The organism is Streptomyces sp. NPDC048291 (genome assembly GCF_043201715.1).
In the GTDB taxonomy this organism is placed as follows: domain Bacteria; phylum Actinomycetota; class Actinomycetes; order Streptomycetales; family Streptomycetaceae; genus Streptomyces.
Map to the genome: position 1 here is coordinate 496,539 of NZ_JBICZC010000010.1, position 14,594 is coordinate 511,132.

14 protein-coding genes and 1 pseudogene are annotated in these 14,594 nt (G+C 69.2%); 4 read left to right on the forward strand and 11 right to left on the reverse strand.

Translation table 11 applies throughout. The features are described from left to right. Window positions 1–116 precede the first annotated feature (116 nt). From ACGF5O_RS28375 to ACGF5O_RS28405, 7 genes are all read right to left on the reverse strand, one after another. A complete protein-coding gene (locus ACGF5O_RS28375; protein WP_393812720.1) occupies window positions 117–830 on the reverse strand; it encodes a LysR family substrate-binding domain-containing protein in 714 nt (237 codons plus the stop codon). 19 nt (window positions 831–849) lie between these two features. Then, complete coding sequence (locus ACGF5O_RS28380; RefSeq protein ID WP_393812697.1) at window positions 850–2,031, reverse strand: serine hydrolase domain-containing protein; 1,182 nt, start codon at window positions 2,029–2,031, stop codon at window positions 850–852. Beyond that, entirely contained in the window at window positions 2,028–3,086 is a 1,059-nt protein-coding gene (locus ACGF5O_RS28385; protein ID WP_393812698.1) for an oligopeptide/dipeptide ABC transporter ATP-binding protein, read from the reverse strand. The genes ACGF5O_RS28380 and ACGF5O_RS28385 overlap by 4 nt, the downstream gene beginning before the upstream one ends. Window positions 3,087–3,160: 74 nt before the next feature. After that, on the reverse strand, window positions 3,161–4,270 hold the full coding sequence (locus ACGF5O_RS28390; RefSeq protein WP_393812699.1) for an ABC transporter ATP-binding protein: 1,110 nt from the start codon (window positions 4,268–4,270) through the stop codon (window positions 3,161–3,163). Window positions 4,271–4,296: 26 nt separating this feature from the next. Further along, window positions 4,297–5,214 (reverse strand): ABC transporter permease, encoded by a 918-nt coding sequence (locus ACGF5O_RS28395; protein ID WP_393812700.1) that lies wholly within the window; start codon window positions 5,212–5,214, stop codon window positions 4,297–4,299. Then, window positions 5,211–6,227 carry an ABC transporter permease gene (locus ACGF5O_RS28400; protein ID WP_362599559.1) on the reverse strand — a complete coding sequence of 339 codons (1,017 nt, stop codon included), beginning with the start codon at window positions 6,225–6,227 and terminating at the stop codon, window positions 5,211–5,213. Before ACGF5O_RS28400 ends, ACGF5O_RS28395 begins: the two co-directional genes overlap by 4 nt. 13 nt (window positions 6,228–6,240) lie before the next feature. Beyond that, on the reverse strand, window positions 6,241–7,794 hold the full coding sequence (locus ACGF5O_RS28405) for an ABC transporter substrate-binding protein (protein WP_393812701.1): 1,554 nt from the start codon (window positions 7,792–7,794) through the stop codon (window positions 6,241–6,243). A 210-nt stretch (window positions 7,795–8,004) separates the two neighbouring features. Between ACGF5O_RS28405 and ACGF5O_RS28410 the strand changes: the two genes are divergently transcribed. Together ACGF5O_RS28410 and ACGF5O_RS28415 are read left to right on the forward strand one after the other, a co-directional pair. After that, window positions 8,005–8,919, forward strand: coding sequence for a LysR family transcriptional regulator (locus ACGF5O_RS28410; RefSeq protein ID WP_362599555.1), 915 nt, complete (start codon window positions 8,005–8,007; stop codon window positions 8,917–8,919). A 57-nt stretch (window positions 8,920–8,976) separates the two neighbouring features. After that, a complete protein-coding gene (locus ACGF5O_RS28415; RefSeq protein ID WP_393812702.1) occupies window positions 8,977–10,785 on the forward strand; it encodes a hypothetical protein in 1,809 nt (602 codons plus the stop codon). A gap of 312 nt (window positions 10,786–11,097) precedes the next feature. Here the strand turns inward: ACGF5O_RS28415 and ACGF5O_RS28420 are convergent, their stop codons facing one another. Further along, window positions 11,098–11,430, reverse strand: coding sequence for a hypothetical protein (locus ACGF5O_RS28420; protein ID WP_393812723.1), 333 nt, complete (start codon window positions 11,428–11,430; stop codon window positions 11,098–11,100). Window positions 11,431–11,553: 123 nt separating this feature from the next. Between ACGF5O_RS28420 and ACGF5O_RS28425 the strand changes: the two are divergent. Beyond that, a pseudogene (locus ACGF5O_RS28425) lies at window positions 11,554–11,869 on the forward strand (zinc-binding dehydrogenase); the annotation flags it as partial. 231 nt (window positions 11,870–12,100) lie between these two features. Here the strand turns inward: ACGF5O_RS28425 and ACGF5O_RS28430 are convergent. After that, window positions 12,101–12,433, reverse strand: a complete 333-nt coding sequence (locus tag ACGF5O_RS28430) for a hypothetical protein (RefSeq protein WP_393812703.1) — start codon at window positions 12,431–12,433, stop codon at window positions 12,101–12,103. A 67-nt stretch (window positions 12,434–12,500) separates the two neighbouring features. Beyond that, window positions 12,501–12,968: a DUF3151 family protein gene (locus ACGF5O_RS28435; RefSeq protein ID WP_393812704.1), complete on the reverse strand. Its 468-nt coding sequence runs from the start codon at window positions 12,966–12,968 to the stop codon at window positions 12,501–12,503. Window positions 12,969–13,845: 877 nt separating this feature from the next. Here ACGF5O_RS28435 and ACGF5O_RS28440 point away from each other — a divergent pair. Next, window positions 13,846–14,205 (forward strand): nuclear transport factor 2 family protein, encoded by a 360-nt coding sequence (locus tag ACGF5O_RS28440; RefSeq protein WP_393812705.1) that lies wholly within the window; start codon window positions 13,846–13,848, stop codon window positions 14,203–14,205. A gap of 300 nt (window positions 14,206–14,505) precedes the next feature. Here ACGF5O_RS28440 and ACGF5O_RS28445 read toward each other — a convergent pair whose 3' ends face one another. Then, complete coding sequence (locus tag ACGF5O_RS28445; protein WP_362602878.1) at window positions 14,506–14,592, reverse strand: SDR family oxidoreductase; 87 nt, start codon at window positions 14,590–14,592, stop codon at window positions 14,506–14,508. Window positions 14,593–14,594: the final 2 nt, after the last annotated feature.

Sequence of the window (14,594 nt, forward strand, 5' to 3'; positions counted from 1 at the left end):
CACGGTAGTCGGGTTGGGCTGCTATCCCGGCGGTGGGTGCTCCAGGTGCGGCGGACGAGGCTACGCACGGTACGCCTTCAAGCGGCTCTTGCCCTTGGAGGTGCTCGCTCGGAAGGTCAACGTGTGCTCGTCGTCCGGTTGTGGCGACGACCTGTCACGGACTCGGATGCTGCGATGAAGGCTTGCACGAGGGGACGGTTGTCTCCTCGGTGGGCGGCCATGAAGATCCGGCTCGCTGTGGGAGGCCCGTCGAGTTCGAGGCGCCGGGTGCCTGCGGGGAGCAGTGTCGTGACGCTGCAGGGGGCGATGGTGACGCCGAGGCCGGCGGCGACGAACATGATGTTGGTGTGCCAGTTTGAGAACTCTTGCGCGACCTGGACGTCGATGCCGGCGTCCCGCAGCGGCTGCGTGTTCACGTCGAACGCCCGAGCTCCTGCTGTACGCGGGAACAGGATCAGCGGGTCAGCGGCCAGCGCTGTTGCTTCCGCATGGTCGTTTCTTGCGGAGGGGTGCTCTGTGGGGATACCGGCGACAAACCGTTCCGTCGTCAGCAGGGAAAGGTCGATGTCGTCTCGCTCCTCGGCATCCCGCACGGTCCCGACGTCGGCCGTGCCCCGCTCCAGGGCCGCCAGGACGTCGACGGTGAAGCCCTCGTGCAGCTTGATCTGGACGTCTGGGCGGCGGCGGGAGAATGCACGGAGCCGTTCGCCGACGATCTCGGTGGCGGAGGTGATGAAGGCGACATTCAGGCGGTCGGCCTCGCCGCGCCTGACACGGCTGGCCTCGTCGAGGTCGGCCGCAGGCGGGACCGGGGTGGTGGCGCCGGGCAGCGGCCGGCGCCACCACCCTTCAGAGGGATTCGGCGATCCTGCGGAAGACGCGGGCGTGGCGGTGCGACCAGTCGGCGCTGGTGGCGACCGGGAGGCAGGAGAACTTCACGATCACCACCTGCCTGGCCGGGTCGACCCACAGGTACTGGCCGTGGATGCCCGTCGCGTACAGGCTGCCGTGGTCGTCGCCGGTCACCCACCAGTGGTTGTGGTACGAACCGCGCGGGTGCACCTCGCTGAAGACCGTGCCAGTGACTGCGGCCGGGTCGCCGCCCTGGACGATGGCGTCGATCCAGTCCTCGGGGACCACCTGCCGGCCGCCCGCCACTCCGTGGTCCAGCAGGAGCAGGCCGATCCGGGACAGGTCCCGGGCGGTGGTCGACATACCGCCGTTGGCGAAGGCGAAGCCCGCTCGGTCGATCGTGATCTGGGCGTCCCGCTCCATGGCCAGGTGCCGCCACAGCCGCTCGTGGAGCAGGTCCGGGTAGCGGCCCGCGGTGACCCGCTCGGTGACCCAGGCCAGTACGTCGGTCGCTGCCGAGCAGTACTGGAAGCGCCTGCCGTGGGGGCCCGAGGACCGCAGGGACGCCAGGAAGTCGAAGACGGTGCCGGGGTCCTCGGGCTGCCGTGTCCGCCAGCCCGCGATCCGGTCCTGCAGACGTACGTGGGAGGACTGGTCGTGGTAGTCCTCGCTGTAGTCGACGTCCGCCGACATGTCCAGGATCTGCTGGATCGTCGCGGTCCCGAACGCCGAGTCGCCCAGTTCCGGCACGTACGTCCGGGCGGGCTCGGAGAGCTCCAGCGCGCCCTCGGCGACGAGCTGGCCGATCAGCAGCGAGCACACCGACTTGGACACGGACATCAACAGGTGCCTGCAGTGCCGGTCCATCACCCCGTCGTAGGTCTCGTAGCGGATGCCGTCGCGGTCGCACACGAGGAACGCGTCGGTCGCGGACGCCGACAGGAAGGTCTCCAGCGGAACCTCACGGCCGTCGAGCGGAACGTGCAGCCCGGTCAATTCGGAGCCTGCGGCGGAAGGGGACGGCTCGGGTGGGTCGGCGGCGCGGATCACGGCCGCGGGGACGATCTGCTCCGCATGGGCGAAGCCCCAGCGACTCAGCGGGGCGTCCTGCCAGTTTTCCAGCGTGATCGGCCAGGGGCGTCCGCCGCCCTTCACGATGCTGTCCTTCGCAGGGGTCACGCGTTGTTTCCCTTCATACCGGGGCGGGTGGTGGTGACGGCCGTGGCCAGGTGACAGGCGGCTTCGACGCCCTCGGGTCCGGCAGGCTGCGGCAGGGGGACATCGGTGGCGCAGGCGCCGTCCGCCACCTTGCTGCCCTCCAGCGGGCACCGGGGCCGGTAGGCGCAGCCTGCTCCCGGACCGGGAGCAGGCCCGGAGGGTTCCGGCGGGCCGGCCAGGAGGCGGTCGCGTCCCTGACCGGGCACCGAGTCCAGCAGCGCGCGGGTGTACGGGTGAGCGGGGGAGGCCAGCAGCGGGCCGGCCGGACCCGTCTCGACCAGCCGCCCCCGGTACATCACGCCCAGTGTGTCGCTCATGTGTCTGACCACGTCCAGGTCATGGGAGATCAGGAGGAAGGCGAACCCGAGGGAGGCCTTGAGGGCGAGCAGCAGATTGAGGATCTGGGCCTGGACGGACACGTCGAGGGCCGAGGTGGGTTCGTCGAGGACCAGCAGTCGCGGGCTCGTGGCCAGGGCACGGGCGATACCGACCCGCTGGCACTGTCCCCCGGACAACTCGTGCGGCAGCCGTGCGCCGTGTGCGGCCGTCAGCCCGACCTGGTCGAGCAGGTCCGCCGTGCGCCGGGCGGTCTCGGCGCGGCCGAGGCCCTGGAGCCGCAGCGGCTCTCCCACGCTGGCCGCCGCCGTACGGCGGGGATTCAGAGCGGCGACCGGATTCTGGAACACCATCGCCGCGTCCCGCCGGACCGTGCGCAGTGCGGCTCCGTGTGCCGTGGCGACGTCCGTCCCGCCGACCAGGCAGGTGCCGCTCGACGAGCGCAGCAGGCCGAGCGCGGCGCGCGCGAGGGTGCTCTTGCCGGAGCCCGACTCGCCGACCAGGCCGAAGGCGGACCCCGCCGCCACGGTCAGGCTGACCCCCCGCACGGCGTGCACCACCTCACCGCGGCGTCCGGAGCGGGCGGGGAAACTCACCTCCAGGTCGCGTACCTCCAGTGCCGCCCTGCCGGGGGCCGGGTCCACCGGAGTGCCCGCGTGGTCGCCCGCCGGGTCGTTCACCACACAGCCTCGGCCAGGAACGGCGGCCTGCGGCCGTCCGGGGGGCCGCCTTCTCGGGGCACCGGCCAGGTTCCTCATGACGCCGCCTCCTCAGGGGCCCGCAGGCACGCGGCCTGCCGTCCGGGCGCAAGCGCCCTGGGCCGGGGATCGGTGGTCCGGCAGATGTCCATCACCTCTGGGCAGCGGTCGGCGAAGGCGCAGCCGCGCACCTGCGCGGCGTCGGGCGGGACCGTGCCCGCGATGGCGGTCAGCGGCTGCCCGGGGGCGCCCCGGCCGGGCAGGGCACCGAGCAGGCCGCGGGTATAGGGGTGGCCGGGACGGCTGAGGACGTCCTGGGTCGGCCCGTGCTCCACGACCCGGCCCGCGTACATCACGGCCGTGCTGTCGCACACGTCACCGACCACACCGAGGTTGTGGGTGATGAGCAAGGCGGTGAAGCCACTCTCCTGTCGCAGGTCGAGCAGCAGGCGCAGGATGTGCCGGGCGACGGTGGCGTCGAGCGCGGTGGTGGGTTCGTCGAGGACGAGCAGTCTGGGCCCGGCGACCAGCGCCATCGCGATCATCGCGCGTTGCAGCATGCCGCCGGACAACTCGTGCGGGTACGCCCGCGCCACCCGGCGTGGATCGGGCAGGCCGACCCTGCCGAGGCGGTCGAGGACCAGCGCCTCGGCCTCGCGGCGGCTGATGCCCAGGTGCCGCCGGGCGACACGGCGCACCTGGTCGCCGATGCTGAAGACAGGGTTGAAGGCGGTCGCGGGGTTCTGGAAGACCAGGGACACGGCACCACCGCGCAGCGCGGCCCGCTCGGCGGGCGGCAGACCAGCCAGTTCCGCGCCGCCGAGCCGGATGCTGCCGCCGAGTCGGGCGTGCGGCGGGAGCAGACCGAGGACCGCCATCCCGGTCAGCGTCTTGCCGCACCCCGTCTCGCCGACCACGCCCAGGATCTCCCCCTGGGACACCCGCAGATCGACCTCCCGCACCGGCTGTGCCGGGGGCAGCTCAGGGCGGCCGGGGCGTGGGAAGGACACGGTGAGGCCGGTGACCTCCAGCAGCGGTCCCGGGCCCGGTCGGTCGGCGGGAGCGATGTGGTCCGCGGTCGACCGGGGGTACTTCTGAGGGCCGTTGACTGAAACGGGGGTGTCCTGGAACCCGGCCGCCGAAACGGGGTGTTCCTGTGGGCTCATGGCTGAGGCGGAACTCTCCTGAGGTGTCATGGCCGCGCCTTCCGCGGGTCGAGGAGGTCGCGCAGCGCATCCCCCAGCAGGTTGAACCCGAGGACGGTCACGAAGATGGCGAGGCCGGGAAAGGTGGAGATCCACCACGCGTCGAACAGCGAGGCGTGGCCCTCCTCCACCATCAGGCCCCAGTCGGGCGACGGCTGCTGGGCGCCGAGGCCGAGGAAGGCCAGCGAGCCCTCCGCGAGGATCACCGAGCCGAGGTCGACCGTGACCTGGACGAGGATCGGGCCGACACAGTTGCGCACGACGTGGCGGGCGAGGATGACCGGCAGCGGAACGCCCATGGACCGGGCCGCTTCGACGAACGGCCGCTCGCGCAGGGAGCGGGCCTCGGCGCGTACCAGCCTCGCGTACCACGGCCACCAGCAGACCGCGAGCGCCAGGCCCGCGTCGAGCCGGCCGGGGCCGAGGAGGGCGACCGCGACCATGGCCAGCAGCAGCGGCGGGAAGGACTGGAAGAACTCCGTCACCCGGGAGATCACGGTGTCTGTCCACCCACCGAGGTAGCCGGCCGACGCGCCGAGCGGCACGCCCACCGCCACGGCCATTCCGACGACGGCCACCGACAGCAGCAGCGCGGGCCCCGCGCCCAGCATCACCCGCGACAGCACGTCGCGGCCGAGTTCGTCGGTGCCGAACAGGTGGGCCGTGCCGGGTGCGATGTTCCGCGCGGCGACGTCGGCGGCGCCCCGGCCCTGCGCCGGGTAGGGGGCGAGCCAGGTACCGGAGACCGTGACCACGGCCAGCGCGGCGACCAGCACCACAGCGGCCGCGCCGAACCGGTCGGCCCGGGCCAGCCTCAGCCAACGCCGCCACAGCGACCGCGTCCTCGATTCCGGGGCCCCCTCCGGTACGGCCGCCGTCGTGTCCCTGATCACCGGGGCCGTCATGACAGCCTCACCCGTGGGTCGACGCGTGCCTGCAGGACGTCCACCACCGCGTTGGTGAACAGGTAGCCCGCGGCGCCCAGCAGGGTGATGGCCATGATCGACGGGTAGTCGACGGCGAGCATGGTCTGCGTGGCGAACTGGCCGATGCCCGGCCAGTTGAAGACCGTCTCCACGAAGAACGTGCCCGTCAGCGAGTACGCCACGGCCATGCCGAGCACGGTCAGAGTGGGGGAGAGCGCGCCCCGCAGCGCGAGCGTCCACACGATCGCCCTCTCCCGCAGCCCATAGGCTCTCGCCGCGGTGATGTGGTCCTGTGCCAGTACTTCGACCATCGACGCGCGCGTCATGCGGGCCACGAGGCCCACCTGGTAGGCGGCGAGCGTCACCGTGGGCAGCACCAGATGGTTCAACCCGTCGGAAAAGGCGGTCCAGTTGCCGGTCAGGAGACTGTCCAGGAGCGGAAAGCCGGTGACGGACCTGATCGGGTCGACGAACCGCAGGGTGCTGCTGAAGGCGCCGGTCGCCGGCAGCAGGCCGAGCCGGTCCACGAACGCCACCTGGAGCAGCAGTCCCAGCCAGAAGGCGGGCATGGACACGCCTGCGATGGACACCAGCCGGACGAGCGAGTCGACGCGCCCGCCCTCGCGGCGCGCGGCCACGACACCGAGCCCGATGCCGAGCGCAGCGGACAGCAGGGTGGACGCGGCGATCAGCTCCAGTGTCGCGGGCAGCCGGTCCGCGATCTCGCTGAGCACCGGGCGTTTCGTGGCCAGCGAGTAGCCCCAGTCACCGTGGACCAGTCGTACGAGGTAGTGGACGTACTGCTCAGGCAGTGGCTGGTCCAGCCTGAGCTGTGCCCGTATCCGGGCCGCTTGTGCCGCGGTGGCTTTGGGACCTATGTAGGCCAGGGCCGGGTCGCTGGGCAGGACACGGGCGAGCAGGAACGTGGCCATGGTCAGGATCAACAGCACCGTGGCAAAGGACGCCGCGAGCCGCGCGAGGTGTCGCATCATCGAAGCCCCCCCGTCAGCCCGTCGGCTTCAGCGCGGCGAAGAACACGGTGAAGGGATAGTTCTCGTTGAACCCGAAGCCGCTGAGAGCCTTGGGGACGACGTAGACCGCTCGCGAGTCGTACAGCGACAGGCCGGGCGCCTCGGAGTAGAGGATGCGCTCCGCCTGCACGTACAGCGAACGGGCCTTCGCCGGGTCGTCGGCGGTGTAGGTGCCGGCCTTGTCGACGAGGCCGTCGTAGGTGGCGTTCTTCCAGTAGCTGAGGTTGAAGTACGGTTTGACGCTGCTGTGGTAGAGCGAGTACAGGTTGTCCGAGCCCGCGTCGCTGTAGGTCGGCCAGTAGTAGAGGACGAACATGTCCTGTGCCCCGGCCGGGTTGGACTTGGCGTTCTGCCACTGCTGGTTGAACAGCTGAGAGGTGACCTTCACGGTCACTCCGAGCTTTGCGTAGGCGTCCTTGAGCAGCGGCACGAACCGGGCCTCGGCCTCGTTCTCCGAGGCGTACGTCAGGTGGAGGGTGAAGCCGCCCTTCGGGTAACCGGCCTTGGCCAGCAGCTCCTTGGCCTTGGCCAGGTCCTGGTGGTACTGCGGCACGGAGGCGTCGTAGGGGAAGATGTCCTTGGGCACCGGGCCGTGCGACTGCGTGCCGTAGCCCTGGGCGCCGACGGTGATGATGTCCTTGTAGGGCGTGGCGTACGACAGGGCCTGGCGGACCAGGGGGTTGTTCAGGGGCTTGCGCCTGGTGTTGAAGAAGGCGACGTAGTTGAACGGCGAAGAGTAGTCCTTGACTGTGTACTTGGCGTTCTTGCGGAACGAATTGACGTTCTGCAGGGGGACGGACGTGGAGAGGTCGACCTCACCGGCCGTCAGCATCTGCTGGGCCGTCACGGTGTCGGCCGTGATCTGCACGTCGACCGTCTTGTAGGTGGCGGCGCGCGCGGTGTTCCAGTAGGACGCCGCGCGCGTCAGGACCATCTCCTTGCCGGCGCGGTAGGACGCCATCCGGTAGGGGCCGGTGCCGCCGTCGACGCCCTTGGTGTTGTAGTAGGTCTTGTCCTTGGCCGCCGCGTTGAGGGCTTTCGGGGAGACGATCCAGGCGCCGTAGGTGGACGAGGCGATGAGGTCCATCGCGGCGGCGTACTTCAGGTGCATCACGACGGTGTGGTCGTCGGGAGTGGTGATGCTCGCGAGCGGCGCCCAGATGAAGGAGGCACCGCCGCTCTTGCGCGCCGCGAGGACGCTCTGTTCGACCGCGGCGGCGTCGACCCGGGTCCCGTCGTGGAACCTGACACCGCGCCGGATGGTGAAGGTCCAGGTCCTGGCGTCAGCCGACTTCTTCCAGGAGGTGGCGATGGCGGGCGTGTACGCGGTCGACGAGCCGGCAGCGTTCTTCCACAGCAGCGGCTCGTAGATGTTGCCCAGGTACATCGCCTCGGTGGAGAAAGAGGCCACCGGGTCGAGGGTGGTCACGTCAGCGGTCGAGGCGACGGTCAGGACGGCGTCGCCGCCGGACGTGGCGGGTCCGGTGCAACCGCTCGCGGCCAGGGCGCCGACGGTGAGAGCGGCCACGGCGGCCCACCGGCGCGAACAGCGCGCGGGCAGACGTCTGTGATGCACGAAGCACCTCCGGATGGGATGTCGAGAAGAGGGCAAGAAGCGGTGACGTGTGGGGGTACGCGAACCGACCGGGCTGCGGGGCGCCGTTGCCTGACAGTGTTGACCTGCGGGATATGACCCGCAAATACTTGTCTTCCGTACTTCCCATGCCTTGGAGGCATAGTGGAACTGCGTGTCCTTGAGTACTTCCTGTCGATCGTGGATCTCGGTTCGGTCACGGCTGCGGCGCACGAGGTGCACGTGACACAGCCGTCGCTGTCCCGTCAGATCCGGCAGCTCGAAAGGGAGTTGAGTCTGACGCTGTTCCGGCGCGGGGAGGGGCCGCTGCGACTGACGCCCGCGGGCCGCGCGTTCCTGCCGGTCGCCCGTGACGTGATCGCCCGCGCCCGGCTCGCCAGGGACACGGCACGTTCGATGGCCTCCGGCGCGGGCGTGCCGCTGACCGTGATCGCGCCGCCCACGACCGTCACCGACGTCGTGGCGCCGTTCGTCGTGGCCAGCGGTCCCGAGGGACAGATCACCGACGTGATCGAGGCCTCCCCGCACGGCGTCTACGGCGCCCTGTCGGTCGGCCAGGCCGACTTCGCCATCGGTACCCGGCCCCCGCCCTCCGACCTGAGCTACGTCGTGCTCGGCCAGGCCTGTGTGTGGGTCCAGGTCGCCCCCGGCCACCCCTGGGCGGACCGTGACCATGTCACCCTGGACGACCTCAGCACGGACCGGATCATCGTCATGGACGAACTGCACGGTGTGCGGCGGGTCCTGGATGAGGCGGTCGCCAAGGCCGGGCTGGGCTACAAGGCCTCGTACGTGGCCAGGGCGCCGGCCGTCGCGCAGGCGCTGGCGGCGGCGGGCAAGGGCGTGTGCGTCGTCTCCGACGACCCGCGCTTCGCCCTGCGGTCACTGCCGATCCGGCTTGCCGACGGGCCTTTGCACGTCACCCTTTTCGGAGCCTGGGACCCCACACACTACGCCTGCGCCCAGATCCGTTCCTGCCTCGACGGGCTCGCCGTCTTCTGCCGTGACCTGTTCGCCTCGCCTCCCGGCGCCAAGAGCGGCCATACGCGGGTGACATGACGTACGGCACCAACAGGCATTCGACAAACTCCCGTCGCCGGGGTCACCTTCAGCGGCATGAGACCCAGCCCGAGACTCCGCGTGGCCCTGTCCTGCCTGCTTCTGCTGGCCGGGCTGACCGCCACGGCGACCACGGCCTCCGCCGACACTCTCACCGCCGTCGCCGACGACCCCCTGACCGGCAGCGGCGCGGTCAGCCGCACCCTGCTGACCCGTACGGACCTCACCACCGGCACCTCCAGCGCTCCGGTCAGCGACTCCGCCTTCGCGCTCCCCACCGGCGCGGCGGCGCCGTCGCACTCCTTCCAGGGAACTCTGACGCTCAGCGGGACGTCCACGGGCGGCGGGTTCAGTGAGCTCGTGGACACCTACAACCGGACCTCGACCGCCGACTCGGTGTGGAAACACCTGCCGTCGGTCTCCGTCACCTTCGTGCAAAACGGCAGCCACCTCATCCCGACCGTGCGGGGCCTGCAGTACACCGGCTCGACCGTCTGGAACCTGGAAGTGGGCGCCGGCCGGGCCTGGGACGAGACCTCCGACAACGGCATGACCCGCGCGTCCTTCCCGTTCGCGCTCGTCGAACGCAACGCCAACTGCGTGCACAACGGGGAGATGACCTTCCTGTTCGACGCCGGCGGCATCAGCAAGGTGCGCTACCAGATCACCCAGGAGACCTGCGACTACCAGAAGTTCAACATGTGGGGCCAGCTGACGGGCACCTACACCCCGCAGACCGTCAGCAACGCCACCACCATCGAGAACGACTACGCCACCGAGGTGGCGGGACGCCTCCCCACCAAGTCCATCAACGCCCTGGCCACCGACTATCCCAGCTCGGGCGTCGACACGAGCAAGTTCGGCTCCGGCGTCACCGCCTCCAGCATGACCGCCTACGGCGTCTACATCAACGGAGTGAACTACACCTCCGGCTGTACGACCCGCTACGGCAGTTACGCGTTCTGCTCCGACATGCTGCTGCCCTCATACTCCACGGCCAAGAGCGCCTTCACCAGCATCGCCGCCATGCGGCTTGAGCAGCTTTACGGTGCGAGCGTCGCCAGCGAACTGATCAAGAACTGGGTGCCCGAGACGTCCTCGTCCTCGGGTGATTGGTCCAGCGTCACCCTCAACAACGCGCTGGACATGGCGACCGGCAACTACTCCTCATCCGGCTTCGAGACGGACGAGGACGGCACCACCATGTCCAACTTCTTCACCGCCGAGTCGTACAGCTCGAAGGTGTCCACGGCGCTGTCCTACCCCCACAAGTCCACCCCGGGCAGCCAGTGGGTCTACCACACGTCCGACTACTTCCTTGCCGCCCGCGCGGAGAACAACTACCTGCAGTCGAAGGCCGGAAGCAGCGCGGACATCTTCAACCTGGTGCGCGACGACGTCTTCAAACCCCTCGGCGTCGGCCCCGACTCGCTGACCACCGAGCGCACCGACAACTCCGCGACCGGTGTGCCCCTCGGCGGCTACGGACTCTTCTGGACGCAGGACTCCATCGCCAAGGTGGCGAAGCTGCTGAACAACGACGGCGGCGCGGTCAACGGCACCCAGGTGCTCAACTCCACCGCTCTGGCGGCCACGATGCAGAAGACCTCCTCGGACCGGGGCGTCACCACCACCGGGACCACCGCCTTCAAGTACAACAACGGCCTGTGGGCGCTCCAGTTCACCCCGTCGTCCTACCCGCAGTACTCCTGCTCCTTCTACGTGCCGTTCATGTCCGGCTACGGCGGCATCACCGTGGCCATGGCTCCCAACGGAGCCACCTACTACTACGTCAGCGACAACGACGAGTTCTCCTGGGCCGACGCGGTCAACGAGACCAACAAGATCAAACCGATGTGCTCATGATCTGACGTCCCGTCAAAAGTTGCTGTCAGGCCGGCCGCTTCTCCCGGAGCCCCACAAGGGCGCTGGGAAGACCGCATCACGCACCTGCCTCCCCGGGTTCGATAGCGAGGAAGGTGGGTGCCTGATGCGGCAGTAGCTGCGCGGATGGGGACGTAACTGAACTGCTCTGGGCGGTAGTTGAGTTTAGTGTGAAGAAAAAACCATCCCGTCGAGGGCCCTGACGGCCTTGTCTGCGCTGCCCGCCTGCCGCTGTCGAGCGCCACCCTGAGCTGGTTCGCCGGCCTGATATGCGGCCATCTGAAGAAGATCAGGTCACGGTGGCGCGCCCTGCCCGCAGGGAAGATCGCCACCATCGTGCTCGCGGTACTGCGGTGGGACCAGCGGCCGGGCGACCTGGCTGCTGGCAACGGGATACACCGCACCGCCGTGACCCGGCGGGTCAGGGAAGTCGTCGGCCTGCTGGCCGCTCGCGCCCCGCGCATGGACCGCGCCCTCAAAAAGATCACCCACAAGGGTGGCGGGGTCGTATTGCTGGACGGCACGCTGATCCGCACCCGGCGTCGCACCAGCAAAGAGAATCGGAAGAACTACTCCGGCAAGAGCAAATGCCATGGCCTGCTCGTCATCGCGCTCACCGAGGACCACGGCCGACCGTTCTGGGTCTCGGCGGCCCGGCCCGGACGGAACCTCGGAGATCACCGTCTGCCGACACGACCAGCTCACCGCCAAGCTGCGGGCGGCCCGCCCTGGCGCCATCGCCGACCTGGGCTCCGCGACATCGGCGTCGTGCTGGAGAGGATCGAGGGGGACACCATCGGGCGGTCGCTCTGGATGCTCCGCCCGGGCGGTCATCTGGTGACGGCGGTCGCCGAGGAGGACGCGGAGCTCGCTGCCAGGTACGAGGCGGTCGGCATGTGCTTCAGTGGCATCTCGGTCGCCAGGATCCGGTCGCCTTGCGTGACCTCGTCGAACAGGGCAGTTCTGGGCCTACGTGGAGCAGGCGTTCCCGTTCGAGCGCATCACCGACGCCCACCGGCTGCTCGATGGCGGTCACCTCAAGGACAAACTCATCCTCACCGCCTGAAGGCTGTGAGGGAGTCTTCCGTAACATCCGCACCGGAGCGCGGGAGGCCGTCACGACGAGGGCTGCAGTCAACCGCCCCAGGCGCACCTACCGAAACGGGGGCGTGGACAGGACACATACGCAGCCCAAGCCCAGCGGCGCCGGCCGTGCGGGGCCCGGGACGTCAGGCCCGGGCCGTTGATGAGACGTCACGGTTGAGGTGAGTGCTTCAACGGGCTACCGGCCCGTACCTCATCCACCCCCGGCCTGGAAGGGAAACCCGGGGACGGGGCGGGCGAACAAGGTGTGGACGGTCGCCTTCGGCTGCTGCGCGTACAGCGCGAGAATCTGGGTGAAGTCGCCGATGTCGGCGACGCGTGTGTCGAGCTTCGCGCTGTTGACACCGAACTCCACGACGTACCGGCGCAGGGCGTCCAGACGGCTCTGGTCACGGGACGGAACGACGGCAGTGGCGCCGGCACTCAGACCGGCCCGGACGCTGCCTTCACCGATGTTTCCGGTGCCGCCGGCGACGATCACAGCACTGGGGCTGGCGGGAGGCCGGTGGGGTGTCGAGGTGGACACGGTGTCTCCTAACGGAGGGATGGGGATTTCCTGCAGGAGGAAGAAGGCAGTGCGGCGGGCACCAGGTTCAGCGGGGGGAGTCCGCTGCCAGAAGCTGTGTGCGATGCCGCAACCGATCGGCCTCCTGCTTGCGGCCCAGGGCTTTCGCCGCGAGTCCCAGGCCGCAGGACGCCTGGATCACCGGCCGGTTTGCAGGGTGGTCCCAGCTGAGCCGGTCCCCCGGCTGGTAGCCCATTGCATCCAGCACCCGATCGGCGGCGAGCAGGGCGGCGGCGAAGTAGGCGTAAGCCGTCACCATGTCGCCGCGCTCGGCCGCGTAGCGGCCAAGCCGCTCCCACGGCCGTACGACATCGTCCTGGTGCTGCAGGAACAGGGCTTCCACAGCCCGGCGAGCCGTGTCCTCGGAGACTGGTTCCGGGCGTTGGCCAGGCATGGGATCCGGACCTGTCAGGGCTGCGATGCCAGGCGGCTCCTCGGCCCTCAAGCGCCGTCCGGTGTCCAGGTTGACTGGATGGTTGGCCAGGTTGCCGATCATGTGATCCCTCCGGGCATCGCACCGAATCTGTCTCACGGCGGACCGCGTAACGAGCCCAATGTGTCCGTGGGCTGTGCCGACGGACAGGAGCTGTTCTCGTCGCACGCGCGCAGGGGGAGACGTGTGGAGGCCGGGCGGACGCGCCGCCGCGAGGTGTCTCGGGCCGGCGCGCGCGAACGGCCGGGCTACTCGCACGTATGCGCATACGGTCGCCGTTGGTGAGGCCCCGTCGCTCTCGCCACCTCGCCGGGGAAAAGTACATACACAGTTCTTATCAGATGGCTTCTGTCTCGACTAAAGCGCGCATCTCTTTCGATCCGAGGAATATAAGTGTGTACACTAATGCCTGTGTGTGATCGTCATAGAAGGGCGCAGGGCGATGGCGGGCGGAGCCCGAAGGCGTGGAGCAGTCGTGCTCGAAGCGGGTCGTGCTCTCACCTCGGACGACGGCACGAAGCCCGTTCTCAAGGCGGTCGGCGGCTGAGAGGGCCGCGTGATCATGGCTCAACACTGCTTCCCCTCTGCGGTCGGCATCGGCAGCGCTGAGGCTGACCGTTCGACGGATGCCTGGTACGGGAGACCGTCCATGCCGGACGGCTCGTACGCGAAGTCGTCACCCTGTGCCCGAGTCATAGAGCACATGTCACGTACCTACGTCACGGCCGCAGCCGCGATGGGTAGCGAGTCCGCCCCGGCGAGCCGGAACTGGCATTCATGCCTCCGGGACTGCGGCGGGCAGTGCTGATCCGGAAGGCGCGGAGGAAGGGCTCGCCGAGCACACGGAGGCGGACTGCCTGGACGCTGTGCGTGCGTCAGTCAGGGCGATGCGTGAGCGTGCAGCAGGCACCCTTAGTAGCGTGAAATGAGACGAAACGCCATGTCCCGTGAGTTCACCAAGACCGTCATCGCACTGATCGATGCACGCGATGCCGCAGGCTTCAGCCGACTGTTCGCAGAACAGGGGCGCCTGCAGTTCCCCAACGGCGATCCGCTGATAGGCCCCGCGGTCATCGCGGCCAGACTGAAGGGGTTCTTTGCCGCCGTCAAAGGACTGCAACACACGGTGCTCAACGAGTGGACCGAGGGCTCGGACACCATTGCCGAGCTGTCCGTCGACTACCACGGGATATACGGCCGCACAATCACCATCCGTGCCGTGAGCATCTGGCGCATCGATGGGGCCGGGCTCATCGACTCCTACCGTCTCTACTGCGACCTTGCGCCCGTCTTCCTCTGACCGCCCGGACCAGAGCGCTGGCTCGGCCTCACCGGGGATGCCCGACGGACCGGCGAACCGGAGCCCCCACGGTGATCGCGAAGCCCGGCAGACAGCTGGATCTAGCCGGCAAAGACGAGTACGGCCTCCGCTGATCACCGGAATTCCCGGAAGCTGGCCTAGCCTTCGGGCCGGGCGGGGGTACCTCCCGCTTGCGGGAGAGAATCCGCCTTCCGCCCGGGAGTCTGCAGGAGCTTGGGCGTTCACCCGTTCGTGCAGGTTTGCCAGCTACTTGCCGGGCGGCAGGCATCCGGAGGGGGGTTAGAAGTAGCCGCCGTCGGCTTCGATGGTGCGGCCGGTGATGTAGGAGGCGTCGTCGGAGACGAGGAAGGCGGTGACGGCGGCGATCT

Excerpts from the sequence above, each read along its gene's own strand:
- ACGF5O_RS28390 (WP_393812699.1), bottom strand. The coding sequence starts at position 4,270 with ATGAGCCCACAGGAACACCCCGTTTCGGCGGCCGGGTTCCAGGACACC.
- ACGF5O_RS28395 (WP_393812700.1), bottom strand. The coding sequence starts at position 5,214 with ATGACGGCCCCGGTGATCAGGGACACGACGGCGGCCGTACCGGAGGGG.
- ACGF5O_RS28400 (WP_362599559.1), bottom strand. The coding sequence starts at position 6,227 with ATGATGCGACACCTCGCGCGGCTCGCGGCGTCCTTTGCCACGGTGCTG.
- ACGF5O_RS28415 (WP_393812702.1), top strand. The coding sequence starts at position 8,977 with ATGAGACCCAGCCCGAGACTCCGCGTGGCCCTGTCCTGCCTGCTTCTG.
- ACGF5O_RS28435 (WP_393812704.1), bottom strand. The coding sequence starts at position 12,968 with ATGATCGGCAACCTGGCCAACCATCCAGTCAACCTGGACACCGGACGG.
- ACGF5O_RS28440 (WP_393812705.1), top strand. The coding sequence starts at position 13,846 with ATGTCCCGTGAGTTCACCAAGACCGTCATCGCACTGATCGATGCACGC.